Annotated in this window: 20 protein-coding genes; 15 read left to right on the top strand and 5 right to left on the bottom strand. The window is 70.7% G+C overall.

Annotated features, from left to right (window positions below; all coding sequences use genetic code 11):
- Window positions 1–228: 228 nt before the first annotated feature.
- Complete coding sequence (locus FHS07_RS01310) at window positions 229–2,244, bottom strand: anthranilate synthase family protein (protein WP_183418114.1); 2,016 nt, start codon at window positions 2,242–2,244, stop codon at window positions 229–231.
- A 208-nt stretch (window positions 2,245–2,452) separates the two neighbouring features.
- On the opposite strand from FHS07_RS01310, the gene ispG reads away from it, so the two are divergent.
- Window positions 2,453–3,604, top strand: coding sequence for a flavodoxin-dependent (E)-4-hydroxy-3-methylbut-2-enyl-diphosphate synthase (gene ispG, locus FHS07_RS01305; protein WP_183418113.1), 1,152 nt, complete (start codon window positions 2,453–2,455; stop codon window positions 3,602–3,604).
- Between the two features lie 75 nt (window positions 3,605–3,679).
- Window positions 3,680–4,864 (top strand): benzoate/H(+) symporter BenE family transporter, encoded by a 1,185-nt coding sequence (locus FHS07_RS01300; protein ID WP_183418112.1) that lies wholly within the window; start codon window positions 3,680–3,682, stop codon window positions 4,862–4,864.
- Window positions 4,865–4,982: 118 nt separating this feature from the next.
- On the opposite strand, the gene pcp is transcribed toward FHS07_RS01300, so the two are convergent.
- Window positions 4,983–5,615, bottom strand: a complete 633-nt coding sequence (gene pcp, locus FHS07_RS01295) for a pyroglutamyl-peptidase I (protein WP_183418111.1) — start codon at window positions 5,613–5,615, stop codon at window positions 4,983–4,985.
- Window positions 5,616–5,802: 187 nt separating this feature from the next.
- Between pcp and FHS07_RS01290 the strand changes: the two genes are divergently transcribed.
- Both FHS07_RS01290 and FHS07_RS01285 read left to right on the top strand, forming a co-directional pair.
- Window positions 5,803–7,599 (top strand): proline--tRNA ligase, encoded by a 1,797-nt coding sequence (locus FHS07_RS01290; protein WP_183418110.1) that lies wholly within the window; start codon window positions 5,803–5,805, stop codon window positions 7,597–7,599.
- An 88-nt stretch (window positions 7,600–7,687) separates the two neighbouring features.
- A complete protein-coding gene (locus FHS07_RS01285) occupies window positions 7,688–8,509 on the top strand; it encodes an aldo/keto reductase (RefSeq protein ID WP_183418109.1) in 822 nt (273 codons plus the stop codon).
- A 173-nt stretch (window positions 8,510–8,682) separates the two neighbouring features.
- Here FHS07_RS01285 and FHS07_RS01280 read toward each other — a convergent pair whose 3' ends face one another.
- Complete coding sequence (locus FHS07_RS01280; protein ID WP_183418108.1) at window positions 8,683–9,492, bottom strand: DUF1206 domain-containing protein; 810 nt, start codon at window positions 9,490–9,492, stop codon at window positions 8,683–8,685.
- Window positions 9,493–9,676: 184 nt separating this feature from the next.
- Between FHS07_RS01280 and FHS07_RS01275 the strand changes: the two genes are divergently transcribed.
- From FHS07_RS01275 to rbfA, 6 genes are all read left to right on the top strand, one after another.
- Window positions 9,677–12,172, top strand: coding sequence for a glycogen/starch/alpha-glucan family phosphorylase (locus tag FHS07_RS01275; protein ID WP_183418107.1), 2,496 nt, complete (start codon window positions 9,677–9,679; stop codon window positions 12,170–12,172).
- A 308-nt stretch (window positions 12,173–12,480) separates the two neighbouring features.
- Window positions 12,481–13,083, top strand: coding sequence for an HD domain-containing protein (locus FHS07_RS01270; protein ID WP_183418106.1), 603 nt, complete (start codon window positions 12,481–12,483; stop codon window positions 13,081–13,083).
- Between the two features lie 273 nt (window positions 13,084–13,356).
- A complete protein-coding gene (gene nusA / locus FHS07_RS01265) occupies window positions 13,357–14,346 on the top strand; it encodes a transcription termination factor NusA (RefSeq protein WP_183418105.1) in 990 nt (329 codons plus the stop codon).
- A gap of 33 nt (window positions 14,347–14,379) precedes the next feature.
- A complete protein-coding gene (locus FHS07_RS01260; RefSeq protein WP_183418104.1) occupies window positions 14,380–14,631 on the top strand; it encodes a YlxR family protein in 252 nt (83 codons plus the stop codon).
- A gap of 93 nt (window positions 14,632–14,724) precedes the next feature.
- Window positions 14,725–17,553, top strand: coding sequence for a translation initiation factor IF-2 (gene infB / locus FHS07_RS01255; protein WP_183418103.1), 2,829 nt, complete (start codon window positions 14,725–14,727; stop codon window positions 17,551–17,553).
- Window positions 17,554–17,770: 217 nt separating this feature from the next.
- Window positions 17,771–18,262, top strand: coding sequence for a 30S ribosome-binding factor RbfA (rbfA, locus tag FHS07_RS01250; RefSeq protein WP_183418102.1), 492 nt, complete (start codon window positions 17,771–17,773; stop codon window positions 18,260–18,262).
- Between the two features lie 306 nt (window positions 18,263–18,568).
- On the opposite strand, the gene FHS07_RS01245 is transcribed toward rbfA, so the two are convergent.
- A complete protein-coding gene (locus FHS07_RS01245) occupies window positions 18,569–19,447 on the bottom strand; it encodes an A/G-specific adenine glycosylase (protein WP_183418101.1) in 879 nt (292 codons plus the stop codon).
- A gap of 472 nt (window positions 19,448–19,919) precedes the next feature.
- On the opposite strand from FHS07_RS01245, the gene FHS07_RS01240 reads away from it, so the two are divergent.
- From FHS07_RS01240 to FHS07_RS01220, 5 genes are all read left to right on the top strand, one after another.
- Window positions 19,920–20,426 (top strand): nucleoside/nucleotide kinase family protein, encoded by a 507-nt coding sequence (locus FHS07_RS01240; protein ID WP_183418100.1) that lies wholly within the window; start codon window positions 19,920–19,922, stop codon window positions 20,424–20,426.
- Window positions 20,426–21,319 (top strand): tRNA pseudouridine(55) synthase TruB, encoded by an 894-nt coding sequence (truB, locus tag FHS07_RS01235; protein WP_183418099.1) that lies wholly within the window; start codon window positions 20,426–20,428, stop codon window positions 21,317–21,319. The genes FHS07_RS01240 and truB overlap by 1 nt, the downstream gene beginning before the upstream one ends.
- A complete protein-coding gene (locus tag FHS07_RS01230) occupies window positions 21,316–21,684 on the top strand; it encodes a hypothetical protein (protein ID WP_183418098.1) in 369 nt (122 codons plus the stop codon). Before truB ends, FHS07_RS01230 begins: the two co-directional genes overlap by 4 nt.
- A gap of 70 nt (window positions 21,685–21,754) precedes the next feature.
- On the top strand, window positions 21,755–22,174 hold the full coding sequence (locus FHS07_RS01225; RefSeq protein ID WP_058232245.1) for a hypothetical protein: 420 nt from the start codon (window positions 21,755–21,757) through the stop codon (window positions 22,172–22,174).
- Window positions 22,171–23,115, top strand: coding sequence for a bifunctional riboflavin kinase/FAD synthetase (locus FHS07_RS01220; protein WP_183418097.1), 945 nt, complete (start codon window positions 22,171–22,173; stop codon window positions 23,113–23,115). Before FHS07_RS01225 ends, FHS07_RS01220 begins: the two co-directional genes overlap by 4 nt.
- A 126-nt stretch (window positions 23,116–23,241) precedes the next feature.
- Here the strand turns inward: FHS07_RS01220 and FHS07_RS01215 are convergent, their stop codons facing one another.
- Complete coding sequence (locus FHS07_RS01215) at window positions 23,242–24,609, bottom strand: MFS transporter (RefSeq protein WP_183418096.1); 1,368 nt, start codon at window positions 24,607–24,609, stop codon at window positions 23,242–23,244.
- Between the last annotated feature and the right edge of the window lie 181 nt (window positions 24,610–24,790).

Here is a 24,790-nt window from a genome sequence, read left to right as displayed (position 1 = left end):
AATCGCCGCCCCGCTGCCGGACACCACGCGGAGGTCGTCCGGGTCGCCGTCCCCGCGCGGGCCGAGCGAGTCCCCGGCGACCGCGTGCCCGTCGCCGGACACAACGCAGGAGATCCTTCCGCACCGACGCGGGATGCCGGCACGTCACGGCATCTGCGGCCGCATCTCCTGCGTTGTGTCCCGCCGGAGCTCGGACCCGGACCGACGAGTGGACCGTGGACGCCCGGGTCAGAGGGCGTGGGAGATCAGGCGCTCCAGCGTGCGCATGCCGTCGCGCGACAGGATCGATTCGAGGTGCCCCTGCACGCTGGCGAACTCCCGCCCGCGCATCGCGTAGACGTCACCGGTCTCGGGGTCGGCCGCGACCTCGGCGGGCAGATCGAGCGTGAGCGTTTCGGGATCGACGGCGAGGGGGAGCGGCGACTCCGCACCGGACGCCTCCCCGTTCGCCCTCACGCCCCCGACCCGCAAGCCGCGCTCGGTGGTCCCGGGGGCCACGCGCGCGGTGAAGGTGTTGTAGAACCCGATCGACGCGTCTTCACCGAACAGGTCGACGCTCTTCTGCAGACCCTGGTGCGGCTGCGCCAGGGGAGCGAGGTCGATGCCGAGCTGGTCGGCGAGGATCTGATGACTCAGGCACACGGCGAGCAGCGGGGAACGGCTGTGCAGGCGGCGCGAAACGACGCGGCGCATCGCACTCATGCGGGGACTGTCGTCGCGCGGGTCGCCGGGCCCGGGGCCCGAGACGACGAGGTCGGCGGCGTCGATCTCGGCATCCGTCACCTCCGACCAGTGCACGATGCGGGTGTCCAGGCCGAGGTGGCGCAGCTGATGGGCGAGCATCGTGGTGAAACGGTCCTCGGCATCCACGACGAGAGCCGTGCGGCCGGCGAAGGGACCGGAGCCGTCGGGGTCCTGCGGGTTCATCCAGAACGGCGCGAGGCGGTCGTTGCGCGAGGCCAACAGCTCGGCGATCGCGGGATCCTCGCCCAGCGGACGGCGCGGTGCAACGGGGGCGTCGGGGTCGGCGTCGGCGGGCGCCGCCGGGACGGGCGCGGCCGGCGTGCTGTCGCGGGGGATCGCCCCGATAGCGCCGAGCACTCCCGCGGCCTTGCCGTGGGTCTCGCCCACCTCGCCGTACGGGTCGGAGTGGCGCACGAGCGTCGCACCGACCGGCACACGGAGGCGTCCGTCGACGAGATACGCGGTGCGGATGAGGATCGGCGCGTCGAGGTCGTGCGTGGGGCCCTCGGTCGCACCGTTCGGGGTGAACAGCGCGGCGACGCCGGAGTAGTAGCCGCGCGGCGCAGTCTCGTGGCGCGCGATGACCGTGCACGCGTTCTGCATGGGGGAGCCGGTGACCGTGGGCGCGAACATCGTCTCGCGCAGGATGTCGCGGGGGTCCAGGTCGCTGCGCCCGCGCAACATGTACTCAGTGTGCGTGAGGCGCGACATCTCTTTCAGATGGGGGCCGGTGATGCGTCCGCCGTCGCTGCAGACGGCGCTCATCATCTTCAGCTCCTCGTCGACGACCATGAAGAGCTCTTCGGTCTCTTTGGTCGAGCGCAGGAACTCCGCCAGCGTGTCGGCCGTCGCGCCGCCCGCGGGGTGACGGAAGGTGCCCGAGATGGGGTTCATCGTGACGATGCCGTCCTTGGCGCTGACGTGCGCCTCGGGGCTCGCGCCGACCGCGATGTGCCCGTCGGTGACGACGGCGAAGGTCCAGTAGGCGCCCTTCTCGTGCTCGAGCAGCGCGCGGAACCACGTCAGCGCCGCGATCCGCGGATCGACGTCGACCCCGGCGACGAAATCACGGCGGATGACGAAGTTGGCGCCCTCGCCGCGACCGATCTCCTCGGCGATGACGCGACGGACGATGCCCGCGTACTCCTCGTCGGCGATGTCGAAGCCGGCTCCGGCCAGTGGCACGGGGGAGGAGGGAAGGGATGCCATGGCCTCCGCGCGCGGGACGGCCACGCGCTCGTCGATGACGAGACAGCGCAGCGGGGCGCCGTCGTCGTGGCAGACGAAGCCGCGTTCGCGCACCTGCCGGTACGGGACGAGGGCGAGGACTTCGCGCGCGGTACCGGCGGCATCCACGAGCGGGATGTCGGCGAGCAGGTCGACGTCGACGACGTCACCGGTGAGCACCTCGACGGTCGCGCCATCGCGGGCGATCAACGCGAAGGGGGCGGTGCCGTCGGCGAGGTCGAGGAGCAGGGAGGAGGGGTCGGGCCCGGTCATCGAGAGTCTTTCCGTCTGTGAGGGAGGGTCCAAAGCGGCCGCCGAAAACACGAAGACCGCCCGGGTTCCCCAGGGGGAGGGCGGTCTGTTGCATGCGTGCGCACCGCCTAGACGGTGGGCCACCAGGGTGTGTACGCGCGCATGGCGCCGAACCTACCACAGGGCGTCTTCAGCCCCCGTGCGGGGCCCGGGGCGTAGGCTGAACGGCGTGCCTGCAGTGAACATCGGGATGCCCCGCGTGCCGGAGGTCCTCGCGCCTCGTCGGAAGACTCGTCAGATCAAGGTCGGCAAGGTGCTCGTCGGCGGTAGTGCGCCGGTCAGCGTGCAGTCCATGTGCACGACCCCGACCACCAACATCAACGCCACGCTCCAGCAGATTGCCGAGCTCACGGCATCCGGTTGCGAGATCGTGCGCGTGGCGGTGCCGTCGCAGGATGACGCGGATGTGCTGCACATCATCGCGAAGAAGAGCCAGATCCCGGTCATCGCCGACATCCACTTCCAGCCGAAGTACGTCTTCCAGGCGATCGACGCCGGCTGCGGCGCGGTGCGCGTGAACCCGGGCAACATCCGCAAGTTCGACGACCAGGTCGGCGCCATCGCCGCCGCCGCCAAGGCCGCCGGCGTGTCGCTGCGTATCGGCGTGAACGCCGGCTCCCTCGACCGGCGTCTGCTGGAGAAGTACGGCAAGGCCACGCCCGAGGCGCTGGTGGAGAGCGCCGTGTGGGAGGCCTCGCTGTTCGAGGAGCACGACTTCCACGACTTCAAGATCTCGGTGAAGCACAACGACCCCATCGTCATGGTGAAGGCGTACCGCATGCTGTCCGAGCGGGGCGACTGGCCGCTGCACCTCGGCGTGACCGAGGCGGGGCCGGCGTTCCAGGGCACGATCAAGAGCGCCACCGCCTTCGGCATCCTGCTCTCGGAGGGCATCGGCGACACCATCCGCGTCTCGCTGTCGGCACCGCCCGCCGAAGAGGTGAAGGTCGGCCACCAGATCCTGCAGTCGCTCAACCTGCGCGAGCGCAAGCTCGAGATCGTCTCGTGCCCCTCCTGCGGCCGTGCGCAGGTCGACGTCTACACCCTCGCCGACGACGTCACCGAGGGGCTGAAAGACCTGACCGTGCCGCTGCGCGTGGCCGTCATGGGCTGCGTCGTCAACGGCCCCGGTGAAGCGCGCGACGCCGACCTGGGCGTGGCATCCGGCAACGGCAAGGGCCAGATCTTCGTTAAGGGTCAGGTCGTCAAGACCGTGCCCGAGGCAGAGATCGTGCAGACGCTCATCGAGGAGGCCAACCGCCTCGCCGACGAGATGGGCCCCGACGCCACCCCCGGCACCGCGCAGGTCGTCACGGCCTGAGCCGGCGTACACCCGGCCGCCGCGCGCAACGGCGTCGGCGGCGCGGAGCGGGGTTCCGCTAGCGTCGGGATCGTCATGACCGAGACTCCCGCCGCCTCTCTCGCCCGCCCGCTCATCGCCGGGGTCGTCACCGCCCTCGTCGGCTTCACCAGCACCTTCGCGGTCGTCCTGACCGGCCTGCGGGCCGTGGGCGCCACTCCCGAGCAGGCGGCGAGCGGCCTGCTCGCCATCACGCTCGTCGTCGGCCTCGGCTGCATCCTGCTCGCCGGGCGCTATCGCATCCCGATCACCGTCGCGTGGTCGACGCCGGGCGTGGCGTTGCTCGCGGCCACGGGCTCGGTCGACGGGGGCTGGTCGGCGGTCGTGGGCGGGTTCCTCGTGTCGGCGGCGCTCATCCTGTGCACGGCGCTCTTCCCCCCGCTCGGCGCACTGATCGCCCGCATACCGCCGTCCATCGCCCAGGCGATGCTCGCGGGTGTACTGCTCCCGCTGTGCGTGGCGCCGTTCGTCGGGGTGGTGGAAGACCCATGGGGCGTCGCCCCGGTGTTGATCGTCTGGCTCGTGGCATCCCGTCTCCTGCCGCGCTGGGCGGTTCCTCTGGCCTTCGTCGCAGCGATCGCCGTGGTCGCCGTCGAACTCGCCCGCACGGGCGTCGAGATGGATGCCACGACCCTGTTGCCCCGGCTCGAGCTCACCCTCCCGACCCTCACCGTGGGATCGGTCGTCGGGATCGCCCTGCCGCTGTTCGTGGTGACGATGGCGTCGCAGAACGTGCCGGGAGTCGCCGTCATGCGCAGCCTCGGTTACACGATCCCGTGGCGTCCGGCCATGCTCGTCACCGGGCTCGGATCGGCCGCCGCCGCCGGCTTCGGCGGGCACGCGATGAACCTCGGGGCGATCAGCGCGGCGATCGCCGCGGGGCCGGATTCGCACCCCGACCCGAAGCGGCGGTGGGTCGCCGGCGTCTCCGCGGGCGGTACCTATCTGGTGCTGGGAGCGCTGTCCGCGGCATTCGCCGCCATCGTGCTGCTGGCCCCCGCCGGCGTCATCCCCGCCGTCGCGGGCGTCGCGCTGTTCGGCGCGTTCGGGTCGGCGGTTCAGCAGGCCATCGACGATCCGGGCGAGCGGGTGCCGGCGGTCGTGACGTTCCTCGTCGCGGCATCCGGGATCGCGGTGTTCGGGGTGAGCGCGGCGTTCTGGGCGCTGGTGGCCGGACTCGTCGTGCGCGCCGTGCTGCACGTGGGGCGGCGCGCGGGCTGAGACTACCGGGGCGCTCTCGGGCGGGCGGCTCTTGGGGAGCCCTGTGGGCTGCGCTCGCGGGGCGTGCTCGAACAGGGCGCCGGCGGGGGAGTCGTGCGGGCTGAGCCCGGCCTCTCCCTCAGTGCAGGGCGCCCGCCGGGGTCGAGAGGTCGTCCGCCACCTCGACACAGGTGCGCACCGCGATCTCGAGCGCCCGCGCGATGTCGGCGAGGGGCAGCGCGGGGGCGCCTTCGGGGGCGTCTTCGCGCGCGTACGGCACGTGCACGAACCCGGCCCGCACGCCGGGCGTGGCGGCATCCAGTGCGGTGAACATGACGTGATTGCACACGAACGTGCCGGCGGAGTGGGAGACGGCGGACGGGATGCCGGCGTCGGCCACGGCCGCTGCGATGGCCTTGACGGGGATCGTCGCGAAATGAGCGGCGGGGCCGCCGGACACCACCGGCAGGTCGACGGGCTGCGCGCCGTCGTTGTCGGGGATGCGCGCATCGGCGAGGTTGATCGCCACCCGCTCGGGCGTGACGTGGCTGCGTCCACCGGCGAGCCCCGTCGCGACGACGATGTCGGGGCGGTGGTCGGCGATGAGCGCACGCAGCCGCACCGCCGCCTCGTCGAACGCGACCGGCAGCACCTCGACGACCAGCCGCTCCGGCCCGCGCCAGCCCGCGGCGACCGCGTTCACCGCGTCGCCGGACGGATTCGTGGCGTCGCCCGCGAACGGCTCGAAACCCGTGAGCAGGATCGTGGTCATCGCTCCAGGCTATGTCGCGATCCGGGGGGAGCGTTCGTCCGGAACCGCCCTGATGAGCGGTCGGTGTCGACGTGACCGCGCGGCGCGAGCAGCGGATGAGCGGCACGTCGCCGCGTCCGTCATCGCTTCTCCCGGCTCAGCCCGCGGCATCCTCCGGATCCTCCCGCGCGCCATAGACTCGACTCTCGTGGTCACCCGTCTGTCGAACTACTTCCTCCGCACGCTCCGCGAAGATCCCTCGGATGCCGAGGTCACGAGCCACCGTCTGCTCGTGCGCGCCGGTTACATCCGCCGCAACGCCCCGGGCATCTTCGCGTGGCTGCCGCTGGGCCTGAAGGTCAAGGCCAAGATCGAGACGGTCGTTCGCGAAGAGATGGCGAACGCCGGGGCCTTCGAGGTGCACTTCCCGGCGCTGCTGCCGCGTGAGCCCTACGAGGTCACCGGCCGCTGGGACGAGTACGGCGATGCGCTGTTCCGCCTCCAGGACCGGAAGGGCGCAGACTACTTGCTCGCGCCCACGCACGAGGAGATGTTCACCCTGCTGGTGAAGGACCTCTACTCGTCGTACAAAGACCTGCCGCTGACGCTGTACCAGATCCAGGACAAGTACCGCGACGAGGCGCGGCCCCGCGCCGGCCTCCTGCGCGGCCGCGAGTTCACGATGAAGGACGCGTACTCGTTCGACGCCACGGATGCCGGACTCGACGCCTCCTACCAGGCCCAGCGCGACGCCTACGAGCGCATCTTCACGCGCCTGGGTCTCGAGTACGTCATCGTCGCGGCCGACGCGGGGGCGATGGGCGGGTCGAAGTCGGAGGAGTTCCTGCACCCGACCCCCATCGGCGAGGACACCTTCGTGCGCTCGGCCGGCGGGTACGCCGCCAACGTCGAGGCGTTCACGACCGTCGCGCCCGAGGCGTTGCCGATCGAGGGTCGGCCGGAGCCGAAGATCTTCGACTCGCCGAACACGCCGACGATCGCAACGCTCGTCGACCACTCGAACGCCCACCTCGACGCGCCCGCCCCCGGCATCGCCGGACCGGCGACCGCCGAGGCGACCGCGTGGACCGCCGCCCACACCTTGAAGAACGTCGTACTGGCGCTGACCCATCTCGACGGCACACGCGAGCTCGTCGTCGTCGGCCTGCCCGGTGATCGCGACGTCGACGACAAACGCGTCGAGGTGGCCTTCGCGCCCGCCGACGTCGAGGCCGCGACCGACGAGGACTTCGCCAAGAACCCGCTGCTGGTCAAGGGCTACATCGGCCCCTGGTCGCCGACCGGCCCCGTGCTGGGCGAGGAGTCGGCCACGAAGATCCGCTACGTGCTCGACCCCCGCGTGGTCGACGGCACTGCCTGGATCACCGGCGCCAACGTCGACCAGAAGCACGTGCACTCCCTCGTCGCCGGCCGCGACTTCGTCGGCGACGGCTTCGTCGAGGTCGCGACCGTCCGACCCGGCGACCCGGCTCCCGACGGCTCCGGCCCGGTGGAACTGGCGCGGGGCATGGAGATCGGTCACGTGTTCCAGCTCGGCCGCAAGTATGCCGAGGCGCTCGGGCTGAAGGTGCTCGACGAGAACGGCAAGCTCGCCACCGTCACGATGGGCTCCTACGGCATCGGCGTCACCCGCATCCTTGCGATCATCGCCGAGCTCAACAACGACGCCAAGGGACTCATCTGGCCCGAGTCGGTCGCCCCGTTCGACGTGCACGTCGTGGCCACCGGCCGTGACACGGTCGCGTTCGAGCTCGCGGCATCCGTCTCCGAGCAGCTCGAGGCCGCTGGGCTCGACGTGCTCTACGACGACCGCCCCAAGGTCTCGCCCGGCGTGAAATTCGGCGACGCGGAGCTTGTCGGCATCCCGCGTATCCTCATCGTCGGTCGCGGTGCCGCCGAGGGCCAGGTCGAGCTCTGGGACCGCCGCACGGGCGAGCGCGACACCGTCTCGGTCTCGGACGCGGTGGCGGCGCTCACCCGCTGAGAGTCTCGCGGCGCGGCATCCCCTCGACGGACGTCCGGGGGATGCCGTTCCGCCTTTCCCGGGCGTGCACGCCGGTAGCGTGGATGCCATGATCGCCGCCCCCCGCCTGTCGCTGTCCGACGGCTCCACGATCCCGCAGCTCGGCATCGGCACCTACAAGGTGCCCGCCGACGTCACCGCCGACCTCGTCGAGGGTGCGTTGGCCGCGGGCTATCGCCACGTCGACACCGCCGCCCTCTACGGCAACGAGACCGAAGTCGGTGAGGGGCTTCGTGCTTCGGGCCTCGACCGCGACGAGGTCTTCGTCACCACCAAGGTGTGGAACGACGACCAGGGCTTCGACGCGACGCTGCGTGCGTTCGACGCGAGCAGCGCGCGCCTGGGCCTCGACCGGGTCGATCTGTATCTCATCCACTGGCCCATCCCCAGCGCCGACCGGTACGTCGACACGTGGCGCGCTCTGCTGCGATTGCAGCAGGAGGGGCGGGCGACCTCGATCGGCGTCAGCAACTTCGCGATCCCGCACCTCGAGCGCCTCCGCGACGAGACCGGTGTGCTCCCGGCGGTCAACCAGGTCGAGTTGCACCCGCGCTTCCCGCAGGACGCACTCGTCGACTGGGACGCCGCGAACGGCATCGTCACGGAGTCGTGGGCACCGCTGGCGCGCGGCGGACTTCTCGACGAGCCCGTGCTCGTGCGGATCGCCGAACGATACGGCAAGACCCCGGCGCAGGTCGTGGTGCGCTGGCACCTCGACCGGGGGTTGGTGGTGTTCCCCAAGTCGGTGTCGCTCGAGCGGATCCGTGAGAACGGCGACGTGTTCGACTTCACCCTCGACGCCGACGATCGCGCCGCCATCGCGGGGCTCGACACGGGCGAGCGCACCGGACGCGACCCCGCCCTCGACTGAGTCGGAGGCCCACCTCGCCCCAGCGCCCTCGGCCGGCGCCGCAGGTCGTCAAGCACAACGCAGGAGATCCGGTCGTCAGCGGGCGGAGGCACGCGGACGCACAGGCCGCTCGGGTGGACGTGACGCGAGACTCCTGCATTGTGCCTCCCGTCGCTGAGGCACGACGTCGCCGCTCACGCGTCCAACCGCGCATAGCGCGCGCGAAAGATCGTGAACACGCCGTACGCGAGGAACCCGAACCCCACGAGCAGGGCCAGGAACGGGCCCGCGGGCAGTGCGATCAGCGCGGACACGGCCCCGTCGAGGCCGCCCGCGGTGTCGGGTTCGATCCGCACCGCGGCGATAACCAGCAGCACCCCCACGATCACGAGCGCCACGCCTTTCGCGAGGAAGCCCCCCACTGCCAGTGCGCTGAGCACGTGCCCTCCCACGCCGTCGGGCAGCCGCACCTTGTTGTGGAACGAGCGCCGGAGGCCCATCCATCCGAAGCCGATCCCCACGCCCGCCACGGCCAGTCCCACCGTCCCCAGGAGGAACCCGCCGATCGGGAGCGTGAGCGCGACCTCGCTGGCGTCCTCGGCGGCCTGCTCGGCGTCGGGGCGGGCGCCGAAGGCGACGGATGCCGAAATCGCGCCGATCACGACGAAGACGATGCCCTGCGGTGCTTCGGCGGCGATCCGCGCGAGGCGCTTCCACCCCGAGAGCCCGCGCGGGGCGACGGCCTGCAGCAGATGCCAGCACCCCAGGGCGACGAGGCCCACCGCCAGCGCTCCGAGCGCCAGCGCCCCGAGCGGCAGCGCCGCCACGGCGCGGAACGCGCCCGTCTGATCCGTGTCCTCTGCGGCGCCGAAACCCACGGCGAGCACCAGCCCGCCGATGAGCAGATGCAGGATGCCGTTGGCGACGTAGCCCGCGCGGGCGGCCACGCGGAAAGCGGGGTTGGCCTCGGCGTCACGCGCGACGGAGCGGGCGGAGGAGGGCACCCCGGAACCGTAAGGCCTCTTGCCGCACCGCGCCACTCGCTTGGGCTCGGGAGACGGGTCCCCGGGGGGAGGGAAGGGAGGGCGCCTGTGGGGTTCCTTCAAGGAATGCGGCGAATGGGTGAAGATCGTGTGTCGTTCCCGTTCCGCCTTGGCACCGCGGCGCGCGACTCATTACGGTCGGAAGGTGCCCGAGAACACCTCTGAGCTGCGCCCCACCCACCCGCTGGCCATCGCGCCCGTCGTCGCCCCCGCGGCATCCGTCGACGGGTTCGCGAAACAGTTCCTCCAGAACCTGAACTTCGATCAGGGCGTGACGCTGTCGACCTCCGACGTCAACGATCAGTACCTCGCGCTCGCCTACACGGTGCGCGACTACCTGATGGCCCGGTGGTTCGACGATCGGGCGCAGCAGAAAGCCCAGCAGAACAAGACCGTCTGCTATCTCTCCGCCGAGTACCTGCTCGGCCGCCAGCTCGACAACAACCTGCTCGCCTCGCGCTTGACCGACATCGCCACCGAGGCGCTCGCGCAGTGCGGCATCGACATCGACGACCTCCGCCAGGTCGAGATCGAGCCCGGGCTCGGCAACGGCGGCCTCGGGCGCCTCGCCGCGTGCTTCATCGACTCGCTCGCGACCATGAGCGTTCCGACGATCGGCTACGGCATCCGCTACGAGTACGGCATCTTCCGCCAGGCATTCGCCGACGGCCAGCAGATCGAGCAGCCCGACGCCTGGCTGCGCATGGGCTCGCCGTGGGACTTCGCCCACCCCGAGGCCGCGCAGACCATCTCGTTCGCCGGCACCACCGAGACCTATGACGACGACGGCGTCGAGCGCACCCGCTGGGTCCCCGAGTGGAACGTCCTCGCGGTGCCGTACAACATGATGGTGCCCGGTTACCACAACGGTCGCGTCAACACCCTGCGCCTGTGGCGTGCGGTGGCCACCAACGCCTTCGACCTGCACACCTTCAACTCCGGCGACTACGTCGAGTCGGTGCGCGCGCAGACCTTCGCCGAGAACATCTCCAAGGTGCTCTACCCCGAGGACTCCACGCCCCAGGGCAAAGAGCTCCGTCTGCAGCAGCAGTACTTCTTCGTCGCCGCCTCCATCGCCGACTTCATTGGAAACGTGCTGCCCGACGACTTCGACATCGAGAAGCTGCCCGAGCGCGTCATCTTCCAGCTCAACGACACGCACCCCGTCATCGGCGTCCCCGAGCTCATGCGCGTCCTGGTCGACGAGAAGAAGCTCGAATGGGATGCCGCGTGGGCCATCACGCAGAAGTGCTTCGCCTACACCTGCCACACGTTGCTGCCCGAGGCCCTCGAAGTCTGGTCGGTCGACCTGCTCGGGCGTCTGCTGCCGCGGCACCTGGAGATCATCTACCGCATCAACGACGAGTTCCTCCTCGAGGTGCGCGAGCGTTTCGGCGACGACGAGATGCTCATCCGCAACATGTCGATCATCGGCGAGCACCCCTCCCGATCCGTGCGGATGGCGTACCTCGCCACGGTCGCGGGTTCCAAGGTCAACGGTGTCGCCGAGCTCCACTCGCAGCTGCTGCGCGACAACGTGCTCAAGGACTTCGCCGAGATGTGGCCCGACAAGTTCACCAACGTCACGAACGGCGTCACCCCCCGCCGGTTCCTGCGTCTGGCCAACCCCGAGCTGTCCGACCTCATAACCGAAGCACTCGGCGCGGGATGGACCGTCGACCTCGAACGCCTCCGGGGCCTGGAGGCCCTCGCCGACGACGTCGACTTCCGCGAGCGCTTCGCCGCGGTGAAGGCCTCGAACAAGCGACGCCTGAGCCGCGTGCTGGAGGCGCGGGGGGAGGCCCCGCTCGACGACGGTCACATGCTCGACGTGATGATCAAGCGCCTTCACGAGTACAAGCGGCAGACGCTGAAGGTGCTGCACATCGTCAGCACCTACGAGGGCATCGTGTCGGGCCGTCTCGACGTGGATGCCGTGCAGCCGCGCACGTTCCTCTTCGGCGCCAAGGCTGCTCCCGGCTACGGTATGGCCAAGCGGATCATCCACCTGATCAATGCCGTCGGCGAGGTCGTGAGCGCCGACGAGCGCGTCAAGGGCAAGCTCAAGGTGCTCTACCCCGCCAACTACAACGTCACCCTCGCCGAGCGCATCATTCCGGCCGCCGACCTGTCGGAGCAGATCTCGCTGGCCGGCAAAGAGGCGTCGGGCACGGGAAACATGAAGCTCGCGCTGAACGGCGCCCTCACCATCGGCACCGACGACGGCGCGAACGTCGAGATCCGCAAGCTCGTCGGCGACGACAACTTCTTCCTGTTCGGCATGAGCGAACCCGAGGTCGAGGCGCTATGGGCCGAGGGCTATCGCCCGGCCGACTTCTACCAGGACGACGAAGAACTGCGTCGAGCCATCGACCTCATCGCGTCCGGAGCGTTCTCCGACGGCGACCGCTCGGTCTTCGAACCGCTCGTGTCGAACCTGCTCTACGACGACCGCTTCATGGCGCTCGCCGACTTCCGGTCGTACCTCGACGCGCAAGATCGCGTCGACGCCGCGTACGCCGATCAGGATTCCTGGGTGCGCTCGGCGATCCTCAACGTCGCACGAAGCGGCTACTTCTCGTCGGATCGCGCCATGCGCGATTACCTCGAGCGCATCTGGCACGCCACGCCGGTCAGCTGATGTGCTCCGGTGCCGCGGCCCGAGGGTCGCGGCATCCTGCTGCCGTCGTCGCTCCATCCTGCTGCCGTCGTCGCGCCATCCTCTGTCGTCGTCGCGCCATCCTGCTGCCGTCGTCGCGTGCACAACGCAGGAGAAGTTCGGTGTGACCGCGCGGCGACGCAGGGAGACGGAGCCCGAGCGGCCTGCATCGCCGAAACTCCTGCGTTGTGCACGCCTGTGGCAGGAAGTCGCCGATCGCTGACCGGAGGGGGTCTACCGGAGCCGGTCGGGGCACGCGAGAGTCGAGGTTCACCGACCCCGGAGGCCCCGTGCGCATCAGCGACATCCCCGTGCCCGACACCACCGCCGCCCGCGGCGCCCTGGCGCTCGCGACCGAGTACCAGACGCCCGCCCTCACCGCGCACGCACTGCGTTCATGGCTGTGGGCGGAGGCGTTCGCCCTCGTCGACGGCGTCACGGGCGTCGACCGCGAACTGCTCTACGTCTCCGCCGTGCTCCACGACATCGGCACCGTGACCGAGTTCGACAACCACTCGCTGTCGTACGAGCACGCGGGTGGACACGTCGGGATCGCCCTCACGGCCGGGGCCGGATGGGCGCGGGAGCGGCGGCACCGCGTGCTCGACGTGATCGTGCGCCACAACTGGCCGAGCGTGGACCCGTCGATGGATGCCGAGGGCCACCTGCTCGAGACGGCGACCGCGCTCGATATCTCGGGATCGCGCCCGGGCGATCTGCCCGAGGTGTTCGTCCGAGAGGTGCTCGCAGCGCACCCCCGCGGCGCTCTGGCAGCGGAGTTCGGCGCGTGCGTCGTGGACCAGGCATCGCGCAAGCCCGACACCGCAGCGCGGAGGCTCGTCGACGGGGGCGTGGTGGCGAAGCTCGCGGCGAACCCTCTCGAGCTGCTCTGAGCGACGGCGGCGGGCACGACGCAGGAGATCCGGTGGCGCATGGCCGGAGACGAGCGGAAGATGGCGCGGGTCGGGGCCGCGGCTCCTGCGGTGTGTCCCGCCGGAGCGGGGACGCGCTCGCAGCGGCCCGTCGCACGCGACCCGATGCCGGGAAACGGCTGGACGACCGGGGCCGGAGCGGCCCGCGGGTCGCGGGCGGCACCGCATCCCGGGTATCGTAGGAGGGTTGTCGGCGCCGGTCGCGTCGACGAGAGCTGAATAACGGAGGGCCTTGTGGACATCGATCTCGCACTTCTGAAGACGATCGAACGCGAGAAGGAGATCCCCTTCGACGAACTCGCGCGCATCATCGAGCAGGCGATCCTGACCGCCTACGCGAAGCACATCTCGCCCAGCGGTGAGATCCCCGAGGGTGCGCGCGCATCGCTCGATCGCAAGACCGGTCACGTGGGCATCTTCACCCCCGTCACCGACGAAGAGGGCGCCGTCATCGGCGAAGAGGAGCAGGCGCCCGACGACTTCGGCCGCATTGCGGCGTTCGCCGCGAAGCAGGTCATCAGCCAACGTCTGCGCGACATCGCCGACGACGCCGTGCTGGGGGAGTTCCGCGGAAAAGAGGGTGACATCGTCGCGGGCGTCGTGCAGCAGGGTCCGAACCCGCGCATGGTGCACGTCGACCTCGGCACCGTCGAGGCGATCCTCCCGCCCGAGGAGCAGGTGCCCGGCGAGACGTACTCGCACGGCTCGCGTCTGCGCGTGTACGTCACCAGCGTCTCGAAGGGCAACAAGGGCCCGCAGATCACCGTGTCGCGCACCCACCCCGGTCTGGTGCGCAAGCTCTTCGCGCTCGAGGTCCCCGAGATCGCCGCGGGTCTCGTCGAGATCGTGTCGCTCGCCCGCGAGGCCGGCCATCGCTCGAAGATCGCCGTCAAGGCGAACGACCCGACGGTCAACGCGAAGGGCGCCTGCATCGGTGAGCTCGGCCGCCGCGTGCGCGCGGTCACCGAAGAGCTCGCGGGCGAGAAGATCGACATCATCGACTACGACGCCGAACTGCCCCGCTTCGTCGCCAACGCCCTGTCGCCGGCCAAGGTGACCTCCTCGTTCGTCCTCGACGCGTCGACCAAGGCCGTTCGCGCGCTGGTACCCGACTACCAGCTGTCGCTCGCCATCGGCAAAGAGGGGCAGAACGCCCGTCTCGCGGCGAAACTGACCGGCGCCAAGATCGACATCCAGCCCGACAGCATCCTCGAAGACAACTGAGCATCCGTCGCTGAGGCGACGGCGAGGTGTACGATGGAACCAGTACGAACGTGCGTCGGATGCCGCGCACGCGCCCCCCGATCCGCGCTTCTGCGTGTGGTCGCCCACGGATCGATCCTCGTCGCTGACGAGCGAGCGGTCCTCCCGGGACGGGGAGCGTGGGTGCACGAGACGGACGCGTGCGTGAGGAAGGCTCTCACGCGTCGCGCCTTCGTACGAGCATTGCGTGTGTCAGGCCCGCTTGACACGCAGACCTTCGAATCACACCACCAGCGAAAAGGCTGAACGGCTATGGACACGAAGTGAACGGCTCGAAATGAGACCCGTCCGCAACTAGCGGTCTGCCCTGTCCGGGGTAGGCCCTCAGACAGGAGAATTGTGGCAAAACCACGCGTGCACGAGATCGCTTCCGAACTCGGCGTCGACAGCAAGGTCGCGCTTGCGAAGCTGAAGGAGCTCGGCGAATTCGTCAAGAGCCCCTCATCCACCATCGAGCCCCCCGTGGCTCGTAAGCTCCGCGCCGCCCTCGCGGCCGAGAGCTCCTCGGGATCCTCGGATGCCAAGTCCGCCGCGCCCGCGGCGCGTCCCGCATCCGGCGCTCGCCCCGGACCCGCGCGTCCCGCGGCGACCCCCGGCGCCCGCCCGTCGGGCCCCCGCCCGGGACCCGCGAAGCCCGCCGCTGCGGCCGAGCCCGCGGCTCCGGCCGAACCCGTGGCCGCCCCGGCTGCATCGGCTCCCGCAGAGACCACCCCCGCTCCGGCCGCACCCGCGGCCACGCCCGTCGCGGACGCTGCGGCAGCGCCGGCCACCCCGTCGTCGCCGCCGAGCCCGGGCTCGACGGCCCCCAAGCCCGGCCCCAGCTCGCCCCCGCGTCCCGGTGGCGCCCGTCCCGGCAACAACCCCTTCGCCTCGGCGCAGGGCATGGGCCAGCGGCCCTCCGGTCCCCGTCCCGGTAACAACCCCTTCGCCTCGGCGCAGGGTATGGGGCAGCGGCCGACTCCCGGCAACATCCCTCGCCCGCAGGCCCCGCGTCCCGGTGCCCCGCGTCCCGGTGCCCCGCGCCCCGGTGGTGCAGGTCGACCCGGCGGTGCCGGTCGTCCGGGCGCTCCGTTCCAGCAGCGTCCCGGCGGCCCCGGTCGTCCCGGCGGTGCCGGTGGCGGCTTCCAGCGTCCCGGTGGTGCCCCCGGCGCTCCCGGTGGTGGCGGCTTCGCAGGCCGCCCCGGCGGCGGTGGCGGTCGCGGCCGTGGTCCCGGCGGTGGAACCGCGGGTGCCTTCGGTAAGGGCGGCGGCAAGTCCAAGCAGCGCAAGTCGCGTCGGGCGAAGCGGCAGGAATTCGAGATGCGGTCGGCGCCGGTCGTCGGCGGCGTAAACGTCTCGAAGGGCAACGGCGAGATCATCCGCCTGCGTCGCGGCGCCTCGATCTCGGACTTCGCCGACAAGCTCGAGGCCCTGCGCGGCTACAACGTGCAGCCCGGCACGCTCGTGACCATCCTGTTCAACCTGGGCGAGATGGCCACCGCGACCGAGTCGCTCGACGAGGCCACCTTCGAGGTGCTCGGCGCCGAGCTCGGCTACAAGATCCAGATGGTCTCGCCCGAGGACGAAGACAAGGAGCTCCTCGAGGGCTTCGGTCTCGACCTCGATGCCGAGCTCGAGGCCGAGAGCGAGGACGATCTCGAGATCCGTCCTCCCGTGGTCACCGTCATGGGTCACGTCGACCACGGAAAGACGCGACTGCTCGACGCCATCCGTCAGACCAACGTGGTCGCGGGCGAAGCCGGTGGCATCACGCAGCACATCGGTGCGTACCAGATCTGGACCGAGCACGAGGGCATCGAGCGCGCGATCACCTTCATCGACACCCCTGGTCACGAGGCGTTCACCGCCATGCGTGCCCGTGGTGCGCAGGTGACCGACATCGCGATCCTCGTGGTCGCGGCCGACGACGGCATCATGCCCCAGACGGTCGAGGCGCTGAACCACGCCCAGGCGGCGAACGTGCCGATCGTGGTCGCGGTCAACAAGGTCGACAAGCCCGACGCCAACCCCGCCAAGGTGCGCCAGCAGCTCACCGAGTACGGCCTGGTCGCCGAGGAGTACGGCGGAGACGTCATGTTCGTCGACGTGTCGGCCCGAGAGAACCTCAACATCCAGGCTCTTCTGGATGCGGTGCTGCTCACCGCAGATGCCGGGCTCGACCTCACGGCCAACCCGAACAAGGCAGCCCGCGGTGTCGCGATCGAAGCGAAGCTCGACAAGGGTCGCGGTTCGGTCGCCACGGTGCTCATCCAGTCGGGAACGCTGCGCGTCGGAGACGCGATCGTCGCGGGCACCGCGTACGGCCGCGTCCGCGCGATGATGGACGAGAACGGCGACGCCGTCGACGAGGCCTACCCCTCGCGTCCCGTGTCGGTGCAGGGTCTGAACTCCGTGCCCCGCGCCGGCGATGTCTTCATCGTCGCCGAGGAGGACCGAACGGCCCGTCAGATCGCCGAGAAGCGTGAAGCCGCTCAGCGCAACGCCCAGCTGGCCAAGGCCCGCAAGCGCATCTCGCTCGAGGACTTCACCCGTGCTCTCGAAGAGGGCAAGGTCGAGTCGCTCAACCTCATCATCAAGGGTGACGTGTCCGGTGCCGTCGAGGCGCTCGAGGAATCGCTGCTCAAGATCGAGGTCGATGACAGCGTCCAGCTGCGCATCATCCACCGCGGTGTGGGTGCGATCACCGAGTCGGACATCAATCTGGCCACGATCGACAACGCGATCGTGATCGGCTTCAACGTCCGTCCCGACACGAAGGCCCGTGAGCGCGCCGCCCGCGAGGGTGTCGACGTGCGGTTCTACTCGGTCATCTACAACGCGATCGACGACGTCGAGCAGTCGCTCAAGGGCCTGCTCAAGCCGGAGTTCGAAGAGGTGCAGTCGGGTGTCGCCGAGATCCGCGAGGTGTTCCGCTCCTCGAAGTTCGGCAACATCGCCGGTGTCATCGTGCGGTCGGGAACGATCACGCGAAACGCCAAGGCTCGCGTCATCCGCGATGGTGTCGTGCTGGCCGATGGCCTGGCCATCGAGTCGCTGCGCCGCTTCAAGGACGACGTCACCGAGGTCCGTACGGACTTCGAGGCCGGTATCGGTCTCGGCAAGTTCAACGACATCCAGATCGGTGACGAGATCGAGACGACCGAACTGATCGAGAAGCCGCGAGGCTGATCGTCGTGCGGGAGTCGTGCCACGGGGCGCGGCTCCCGCTTCGGCCTGCGGGGTGTGCAACTCCGAGAGCAGAGCGGGGCTCCTACCCCCGATGCCCTCGGAGATGCACACCCCAACCGGCCTCCGCTGGTGCAGTTGCCCCGCGACGTGCCCCCCACCCGGCAATGAGCCGCGGGGCGCTCGACTCGTGGCGGTATGAAGACAAAAGGAGAAGGCAGTGGCAGGGGAACGACAGGCCCGTGTGGCCGACCGCATTCGCGTGGTGCTCGCTGAGCGGCTCGAGAAGGGGCTGCGCGACCCGCGGCTCGGATTCGTGACGATCACCGACGTCCGCGTCACCGGCGACCTCCAGCACGCGTCGGTGTTCTACACCGTCATGGGCGACGAGGCGCACCGCAACGACACCGCGGCGGCATTGAAGTCGGCGACCGGCATGCTGCGCAGCGAGGTGGGAAAGAACCTCAACACGCGTCTCACCCCGTCGCTCGAGTTCATCCTCGACGCGATCCCCGAGAACGCCGATCACATCGCGGCGCTCCTGCGCGAAGCGCGTGAGCGCGACGAGTCGGTCGCGGGACTCGCGGCATCGGCCGCGTACGCCGGTGACGCCGACCCGTACGTGAAGCCGCGCGACACCGAAGACGACGACGACGACCTCGACGAGGACGACGTCGTCGACGACGATGACGAGGACGGCACGCGGGCCTGAGCCCGCTGGCTTCGACGGCCGGATGCCCACCCCGAGCGGGTGGCATCCGGCCGTTCGTCGTCACCGGGGCGCACACGTCCGGCACCTTCGGGACCGACGGGTTGTCCCGTGCATCGCATGATTTCATTGCAGGCGGTGTGCAGGGGAGGCGCGCGATCTGCTGATCGCTGGGCACGTGAGCCTGCCCTGCTCCCATCCGGCGCGGCCGATCGACGCCCCGTACCGATGCCGTAGCAGCGCCCTCCCCCCGCGGGGGTTGTGTGCCGCGAACGTGAGCCGCGGGACGTGGGACGTGAAACCCCGGAATCAGGATGCCGGATGGCCCGGGAGACGCAGGATGCCGTCGAACGCCTCGGCGAGGCCGTCGGTCACGAGCGAGTCGATCGCGCGATCGCGCTGGGCGGCGTCCGGCCAGTCGGGCAGAACGGCGACCAGCTGCACGGGGCAGGGCGCGGCGTCGCGGAGCACTCTCAGCACCGCGCCGCGCGCCTGCCGGTCGCTGCCCTCGTAGGTCGCTTGCTTGCGGCGGCGATCCTCGGACTCCGGATACCCCGCCGCGCGCCATGCGCACTGCCCCGCGAGCGGGCAGAGCTCGCACTTCGGCGATCGGGCGGTGCAGACGATCGCACCCAGCTCCATCGCGGCGGCGTTGACGACGGCCGCCTCGGCGACGTCGTCGGGGAGTTCCGCCGCCATCGCCACGAGGTCGCGGCGGTGGGGCGGGCCGGGCTGTGCGGCTCCATCGACGGCGCGCGCCAGCACCCGGCGCGTGTTCGTGTCGACGACCGGATGCCGATCCCCGTACGCGAACACCGCCACCGCGCGAGCGGTGTAGTCGCCGATGCCGGTGAGCGCGAGCAGAGCCTCGACCTCGCGCGGCACGACCCCGTCATGCCGATCGCGGATCTCGACCGCGGCTCGGTGCAGCCACAGCGCCCGACGGGGGTAGCCGAGGTTGGCCCACTGGGTCACCGCGTCGCCGGGGGACGAGGCGGCCAGGTCCGACGGGGTCGGCCACCGCGTGAGCCAGGCCTCGAGGTGCGGGATGACCCGCGCGACGGGGGTCTGCTGCAGCATGAATTCGCTGACGAGCGTGCCCCACGCCCCGAACCCCTCGCGTCGCCAGGGGAGGTCGCGCGCCGCCTGGCCGTACCAGGCGATGAGCGGGGCGGCGAGTCCTGGCATCCGTCCAGCCTACGAGTGCGTGCGGGCGTCCGCGCTCGCGGCTTCGCATCGAGAAACGCGATCGGCGGGTGGAAACGCTTCGTCGGGGCGTTTCTTCCGGCGGATGGCGTTTCTCGATGAGGGGGCGGAGGGGGCGGAGGGGGCGGGGCGGGGGCGGGGCGGGCTCACGAGGCGTCGGTGGGTGGCGGAGCGGCAGCGGCGCGGTGGCGGAGCGGCGGCGGCGCGGCGGCGGCGCTGAACGTCGTGAGAAACGCGATCGGCGGGTGGAAACGCTTCGTCCCGCCGTTTCTTCCGGCGGATCGCGTTTCTCGCACGCGTTCGCGTTCCGCGCGACGCCGAGCCGGCCGCGGCGGCGTGCACCGCGCAACGCCGAGCCGGGACCGGCGGCGCGCACGGCGGTGGGCGGCGAGCCCGACGCGAGGTGACCGGATGCCGCGGGGCGGACCCGCGTCGGCGAAAGTAGGCTGGGAGCATGTCGTCGTCCGAGAACACCGCCCGTGACCTGCAGCGGAGTCTGCTCGGCCTGATGCGGCAGAACAGCCGCGCGGGGCGCGTCGTGGTCGCCATCGACGCGCTGGACAGCGGAGCGGCCGGTGCCTTCGCGGATGCCTTCGCGGCGGCCGTCGAGCAGGAGGGGACCACCGCATACCGCGTCGCCCTGGCTGACGGCGCGCCGCACGCCCGTGAGAGTCTGATCGCCCCCTTCCGTGCGGGCGAACCGTTCGGTCCGGGCGATGTCGCCCCCGCCGACGCGGTGCTCGTCGTCTCGGGACGCTTCCTGCACACCACCGACGTGCGGGGTCTGTGGAACTTCTCCGTCTGGCTCGAGAGCAATCCGCCGATCGGCGCCCCGCGTCCGGAGCTTCCGGATGCCGAGAAGCACTACCTGCGCACGACGCGGCCGAAGGCTGCCGCCTCCGTCATCGTCGAGAACTCCGACCCGGCCCACCCCGTGCAGGTCTTCGGAGACTTCTGCTGATGGTCCGTGCCGGCATCCTCCTGGTCGACAAGCCGGGGGGCATCACCAGCCATGACGTCGTCTCGCGCGCACGTCGCGCGCTCGGTACCCGCAAGATCGGGCACGCGGGCACGCTCGACCCCATGGCCACGGGTCTGCTGGTGCTCGGCGTCGAGGGCGCCACACGGCTGCTGACCTACATCGTCGGCGCCGACAAGACGTACGAGGCGACGATCGTGCTCGGTATCGCCACGGACAGCGACGACGCCGACGGGGTCGAGACGGAGCGGGCGGATGCCACGGCCGTGGCCGCGGTCGCCGACGAGGCGATCGCCGCGGGGATCGCCGCACTCACCGGCGAGATCGAGCAGGTGCCGAGCACGGTCTCGGCGATCAAGGTCGGAGGCCGCCGCGCCTATGACCTCGCCCGGGCCGGCGAGGAGGTCGAGCTGAAGGCCCGACGCGTGACGGTGTCGCGCTTCGACGTCCGCGCTGTGCGCCGAGGCGACGGTGTCATCGCGCTCGATGTCGTCGTCGACTGCACGAGCGGCACCTATATCCGCGCCCTCGCCCGCGACCTCGGGCGCGCGCTCGGCGTCGGCGGGCACCTGACGATGCTGCGTCGCACGCGCATCGGGGCGTTCGAGGTGGCCGCCGCGGCATCCGTCGACGACATCGCCGAAGACGCCCTCATCGAACCGGCGACAGCCGCGGCCGTGGTGGTCGGCGCCCTCGCCGTCGGGGCGGACGAGGCGCGGGACCTCCGCCACGGGAAGCGCATCGACGGGGGAGGTCGCCTCACCGGAGCCGTGGCCGCCGCGATCGACCCCGACGGCCGGCTGATCGGCATCGTCGAGAAGCGCGGGGCGCAGCTCAAGAGCGTCATGAACATGCCCGAGGAGGTCGACCGATGATCCTGTGGTTCACCCTCGCGCAGGTGGGCATCGCGGTGCTGGCCGGGACCGTCGCCGTCATCGCGGGACTCGTCGGCCGCCGGCCGGGAGACGTGACGGTCGGATCCCTCGCGCTCATCGAGCTTCTGCTCGTCGTGCAGATCGTCGTGGCGCTCATCGCCCCGTTCGCGGGCAACCCGCCGTCGGGCAGCCTGCTGGAGTTCTGGACCTACCTGGTCTCGGCGGCGCTGGTGCCGGTCGCGGGAGTCGCGTGGGCGCTGATCGAACGCAGCCGCTGGAGCACCGTCATCATGGGCGTCGCCGCCCTCGCGGTCGCCGTGATGGTGTGGCGCATGCACGTGATCTGGACGGTGCAGATCGCCTGACGGGTTCGCGGATGCCGTGACACGGGCGCACCGCTCGGCCCGGGCGCCGGAGAACTAGAATCGAGGGGTCATGGCATCCACCACTCCCACCCGCACCCGGGGGATGACCGGCATCGGCCGTGTCCTCGTCGTCGTCTACGGCATCATGGCGCTCGCCGCCACGGGCCGCTCCTTCGTGCAGATCGCCCGCGAGTTCGACGACGCCCCGTTGGCGTATTCGCTGTCGGCGCTCGCCGCTGTCGTCTACATCCTCGCGACGCTCGCCCTGATCTTCTCGGCGCGGCCCGCCTGGTACCGCGTCGCATGGATCGCGATCGGCTTCGAGCTCGTCGGCGTGCTCGTCGTGGGCACGCTGAGCCTGGTCGACCCCGCGCTGTTCCAGCACCCCACGGTCTGGTCGGTGTACGGCTACGGCTACCTGTTCATCCCGCTGGTCCTTCCCTTCCTCGGCCTGTGGTGGTTGATGCGCCACCGCCGGGCGACGACATGATCGTGTTCCGCGATCCCGCCGAGGTCCCCGCCGACTTCGGTCCGTCGGTGGTGGCGATCGGCAAGTTCGACGGCGTCCACACCGGCCACCGCGCCGTGATCGACCGGGCCCGCGTCGATGCGTCCGACGGGTCGCGGGTCGTGGCGGTGACCTTCGACCGCAACCCGCTCAGCGTGCTGAAGCCCGAACGCTGCCCGCCCGACGTGATCGGACCGCACCAGAAGCTCGAGCTCCTCGAACGTGCCGGAGTGGATGCCACCCTGCTCCTCACCTTCGACGACGCGCTGGCGTCCATCGCCGCGGAGGAGTTCGTCCGCAGCATCCTGGTCGACGCCCTCCGGGCGCGCACGGTGCTCGTCGGGCGCGACTTCCGCTTCGGCGCGGGCGGCGCGGGCGATCCGGCCCTGCTCGAGCGGATGGGCGCGGAGCACGGTTTCCGCGTCGACGTGGTCGATGACGTGCGCGCCGTGCACGCCGACCGGCGCGTGTCGTCGACGTGGATCCGCGAGGCGCTGTCGGCCGGCGATGTGACCACCGCCGCACGCCTCCTGGGGCGAGCCCCGTCGGTGTGGGGCGAGGTCGTGCACGGGCTGAAACGCGGACGGGATCTCGGATACCCGACGGCGAACCTGTCGCAAGACCTCGAGGGCTTCGTGCCGGCCGACGGTGTATACGCCGGCTGGCTCGTCGATGTCGACGGCGCGCGCCGCATCAGCTACCCCGCCGCGATCAGCGTCGGCACCAACCCCACGTTCGATGATGTCCACTCCCGGCAGGTCGAGGCGTACGTCCTGGATGAGACGGGGCTCGACCTCTACGGACACCACGTCGAGGTGCGCTTCGTCGAGCGTGTCCGCGGCATGACCGCCTTCGACGGGATCGACGCGCTGCTGGTGCAGATGGCCGACGACGTGGAGCGCACGCGCGCGCTCCTCCGCTGATTGCCCCTCGCGCCCGCCGCCGGCTCCGTCGTCGAGTCGCGGCATCCGTGAGGGGGTCCACCCGCGCGAACCGATGTCGCGGGTCGGGGCGGGCACCGAAGGGACTCGGAACGGCGCCGCGTCGGATCAGTCCGTCCGCGACAGGTGATTGCGGATGCCGACGAACGACGCCGCAGCTCCGAGCAGCATCAGTGCGGCGGTGACGATGGCGGCGCGGTGGAACCCGTCGAGGTCGAGCGACCCGCCGACGACCGCCGAGACCGCCGCGATCGCCAGCAGCCCGGCGACGCGGGAAACGGCGTTGTTCACGGCCGACGCGATTCCCGACCGCTCGGTCTCGATCGCACCCAGCACGGCCGCGGTCAGCGGCGAGACGGTCACGGTCAGGCCCAGGCCGAAGACGACGATGCCGGGGAGCACCTGCGTCCAGTAGTCGAAGTCGTCGCGGACGCTCAGTAGCAGAAGCGACCCGAGCGCCATCAGGACCGGCCCGAGGGTCATGAACAGCCGCGGACCGTAGCGCCCGGCCAGGGCGCCCATGCGCGAGCTCAACAGGATCATGAGGAGGGTGCTGGGCAGCGAGGCGAGGCCTGCGAGGGTCGCGGAGAGGCCGGCGCCCTGCTGCAGGTACACGCTCACGACGAAGCCGTTGAGAGAGAGCGCGGCGTAGACGAAAACGGTGGCGAGATTGCCCGCCCAGAAATTGCGTGCGCGGAAGAGGTCGAGCGGCATCATCGGATCGCGGGCGAGGCGCTGACGCACGATGAAGCCGATGAAGGCGGCGGCGCCGATGAGTCCCGGCAGCCAGATCACGGGCGACGCCCACCCGAGGTTCGGTTGCTCGATCAGGGCGAAGACGACGCCGCCCAGGCCGACGGCGCACAGCACGGCCCCGACGATGTCGACGCGCGCGCCGGGACGACGGTGGTCGCGGTGCCCGAGGCGCACGAGGAGCCACATCGTCACCGCGATCGGCACCACGTTCACCAGGAACGCCAGGCGCCACGACAGCGTGTCGACGAAGATGCCGCCGATCAAGGGGCCGGCGATGATCGCGACGGTCGTGGCCCCGGTCCAGATGCCGATAGCGCGGGCCTGTGCGGGCCCGCGGAAGGTGGAGGTGATCAGGGCGAGCGAGCTGGGCACCAGTAGTGCTCCCGCGATGCCCTGCACTGCGCGCGCCACGATGAGGAACTCCGCCGTGGGCGCCGCGGCGATGGCGACCGAGGTGATACCGAAGCCGATGAGACCGACGCGCAGCACGACCACGCGTCCGAACACGTCGCTGAGCGAGCCGGCGACGAGGATGAAGGCGCCGAGGGTCACGAGATAGGCGTCGACGACCCACTGTTGGGTCGAGAGGCCGCCGCCGAGTTCACCGGCGATGGCGGGAAGGGCGACGTTGACGACGGTGCCGTCGAGGAACGACACGAAAGAGGCCAGCACCGCGATGGTCAGCACCGTGCGCTGCTCGCGGGTCATCGTCTCAGCCATCGTCCCAGAGTAGGGTCGTGCGGCCGGAGCGGGATAGGGCTGGCGGTCCGGTGGGACGGGGCAGTCCCGCATGTCGTGGGCCGTTCACGGAATACCCCCAGGGGGTATGCTGTTCCTGACGGGGTGACCGAAGGAGAAGCCATGAGCAAGAACACGGATGCCACCGCACCCGCGGCCGAGG

The organism is Microbacterium proteolyticum (assembly GCF_014192415.1).
GTDB classification, from domain to species: Bacteria; Actinomycetota; Actinomycetes; order Actinomycetales; family Microbacteriaceae; genus Microbacterium; species Microbacterium proteolyticum.
Note: the sequence above shows the minus strand (reverse complement) of the source record. Positions and strands in the feature narration are given on the sequence as shown.

What these genes read in the sequence shown, in the direction of transcription:
- FHS07_RS01310 (WP_183418114.1), bottom strand. Translation starts at nt 2,244, where the DNA reads ATGACCGGGCCCGACCCCTCCTCCCTGCTCCTCGACCTCGCCGACGGC.
- FHS07_RS01300 (WP_183418112.1), top strand. Translation starts at nt 3,680, where the DNA reads ATGACCGAGACTCCCGCCGCCTCTCTCGCCCGCCCGCTCATCGCCGGG.
- pcp (WP_183418111.1), bottom strand. Translation starts at nt 5,615, where the DNA reads ATGACCACGATCCTGCTCACGGGTTTCGAGCCGTTCGCGGGCGACGCC.
- FHS07_RS01285 (WP_183418109.1), top strand. Translation starts at nt 7,688, where the DNA reads ATGATCGCCGCCCCCCGCCTGTCGCTGTCCGACGGCTCCACGATCCCG.
- FHS07_RS01260 (WP_183418104.1), top strand. Translation starts at nt 14,380, where the DNA reads ATGGAACCAGTACGAACGTGCGTCGGATGCCGCGCACGCGCCCCCCGA.
- FHS07_RS01245 (WP_183418101.1), bottom strand. Translation starts at nt 19,447, where the DNA reads ATGCCAGGACTCGCCGCCCCGCTCATCGCCTGGTACGGCCAGGCGGCG.
- FHS07_RS01240 (WP_183418100.1), top strand. Translation starts at nt 19,920, where the DNA reads ATGTCGTCGTCCGAGAACACCGCCCGTGACCTGCAGCGGAGTCTGCTC.
- truB (WP_183418099.1), top strand. Translation starts at nt 20,426, where the DNA reads ATGGTCCGTGCCGGCATCCTCCTGGTCGACAAGCCGGGGGGCATCACC.
- FHS07_RS01230 (WP_183418098.1), top strand. Translation starts at nt 21,316, where the DNA reads ATGATCCTGTGGTTCACCCTCGCGCAGGTGGGCATCGCGGTGCTGGCC.
- FHS07_RS01225 (WP_058232245.1), top strand. Translation starts at nt 21,755, where the DNA reads ATGGCATCCACCACTCCCACCCGCACCCGGGGGATGACCGGCATCGGC.
- FHS07_RS01220 (WP_183418097.1), top strand. Translation starts at nt 22,171, where the DNA reads ATGATCGTGTTCCGCGATCCCGCCGAGGTCCCCGCCGACTTCGGTCCG.
- FHS07_RS01215 (WP_183418096.1), bottom strand. Translation starts at nt 24,609, where the DNA reads ATGGCTGAGACGATGACCCGCGAGCAGCGCACGGTGCTGACCATCGCG.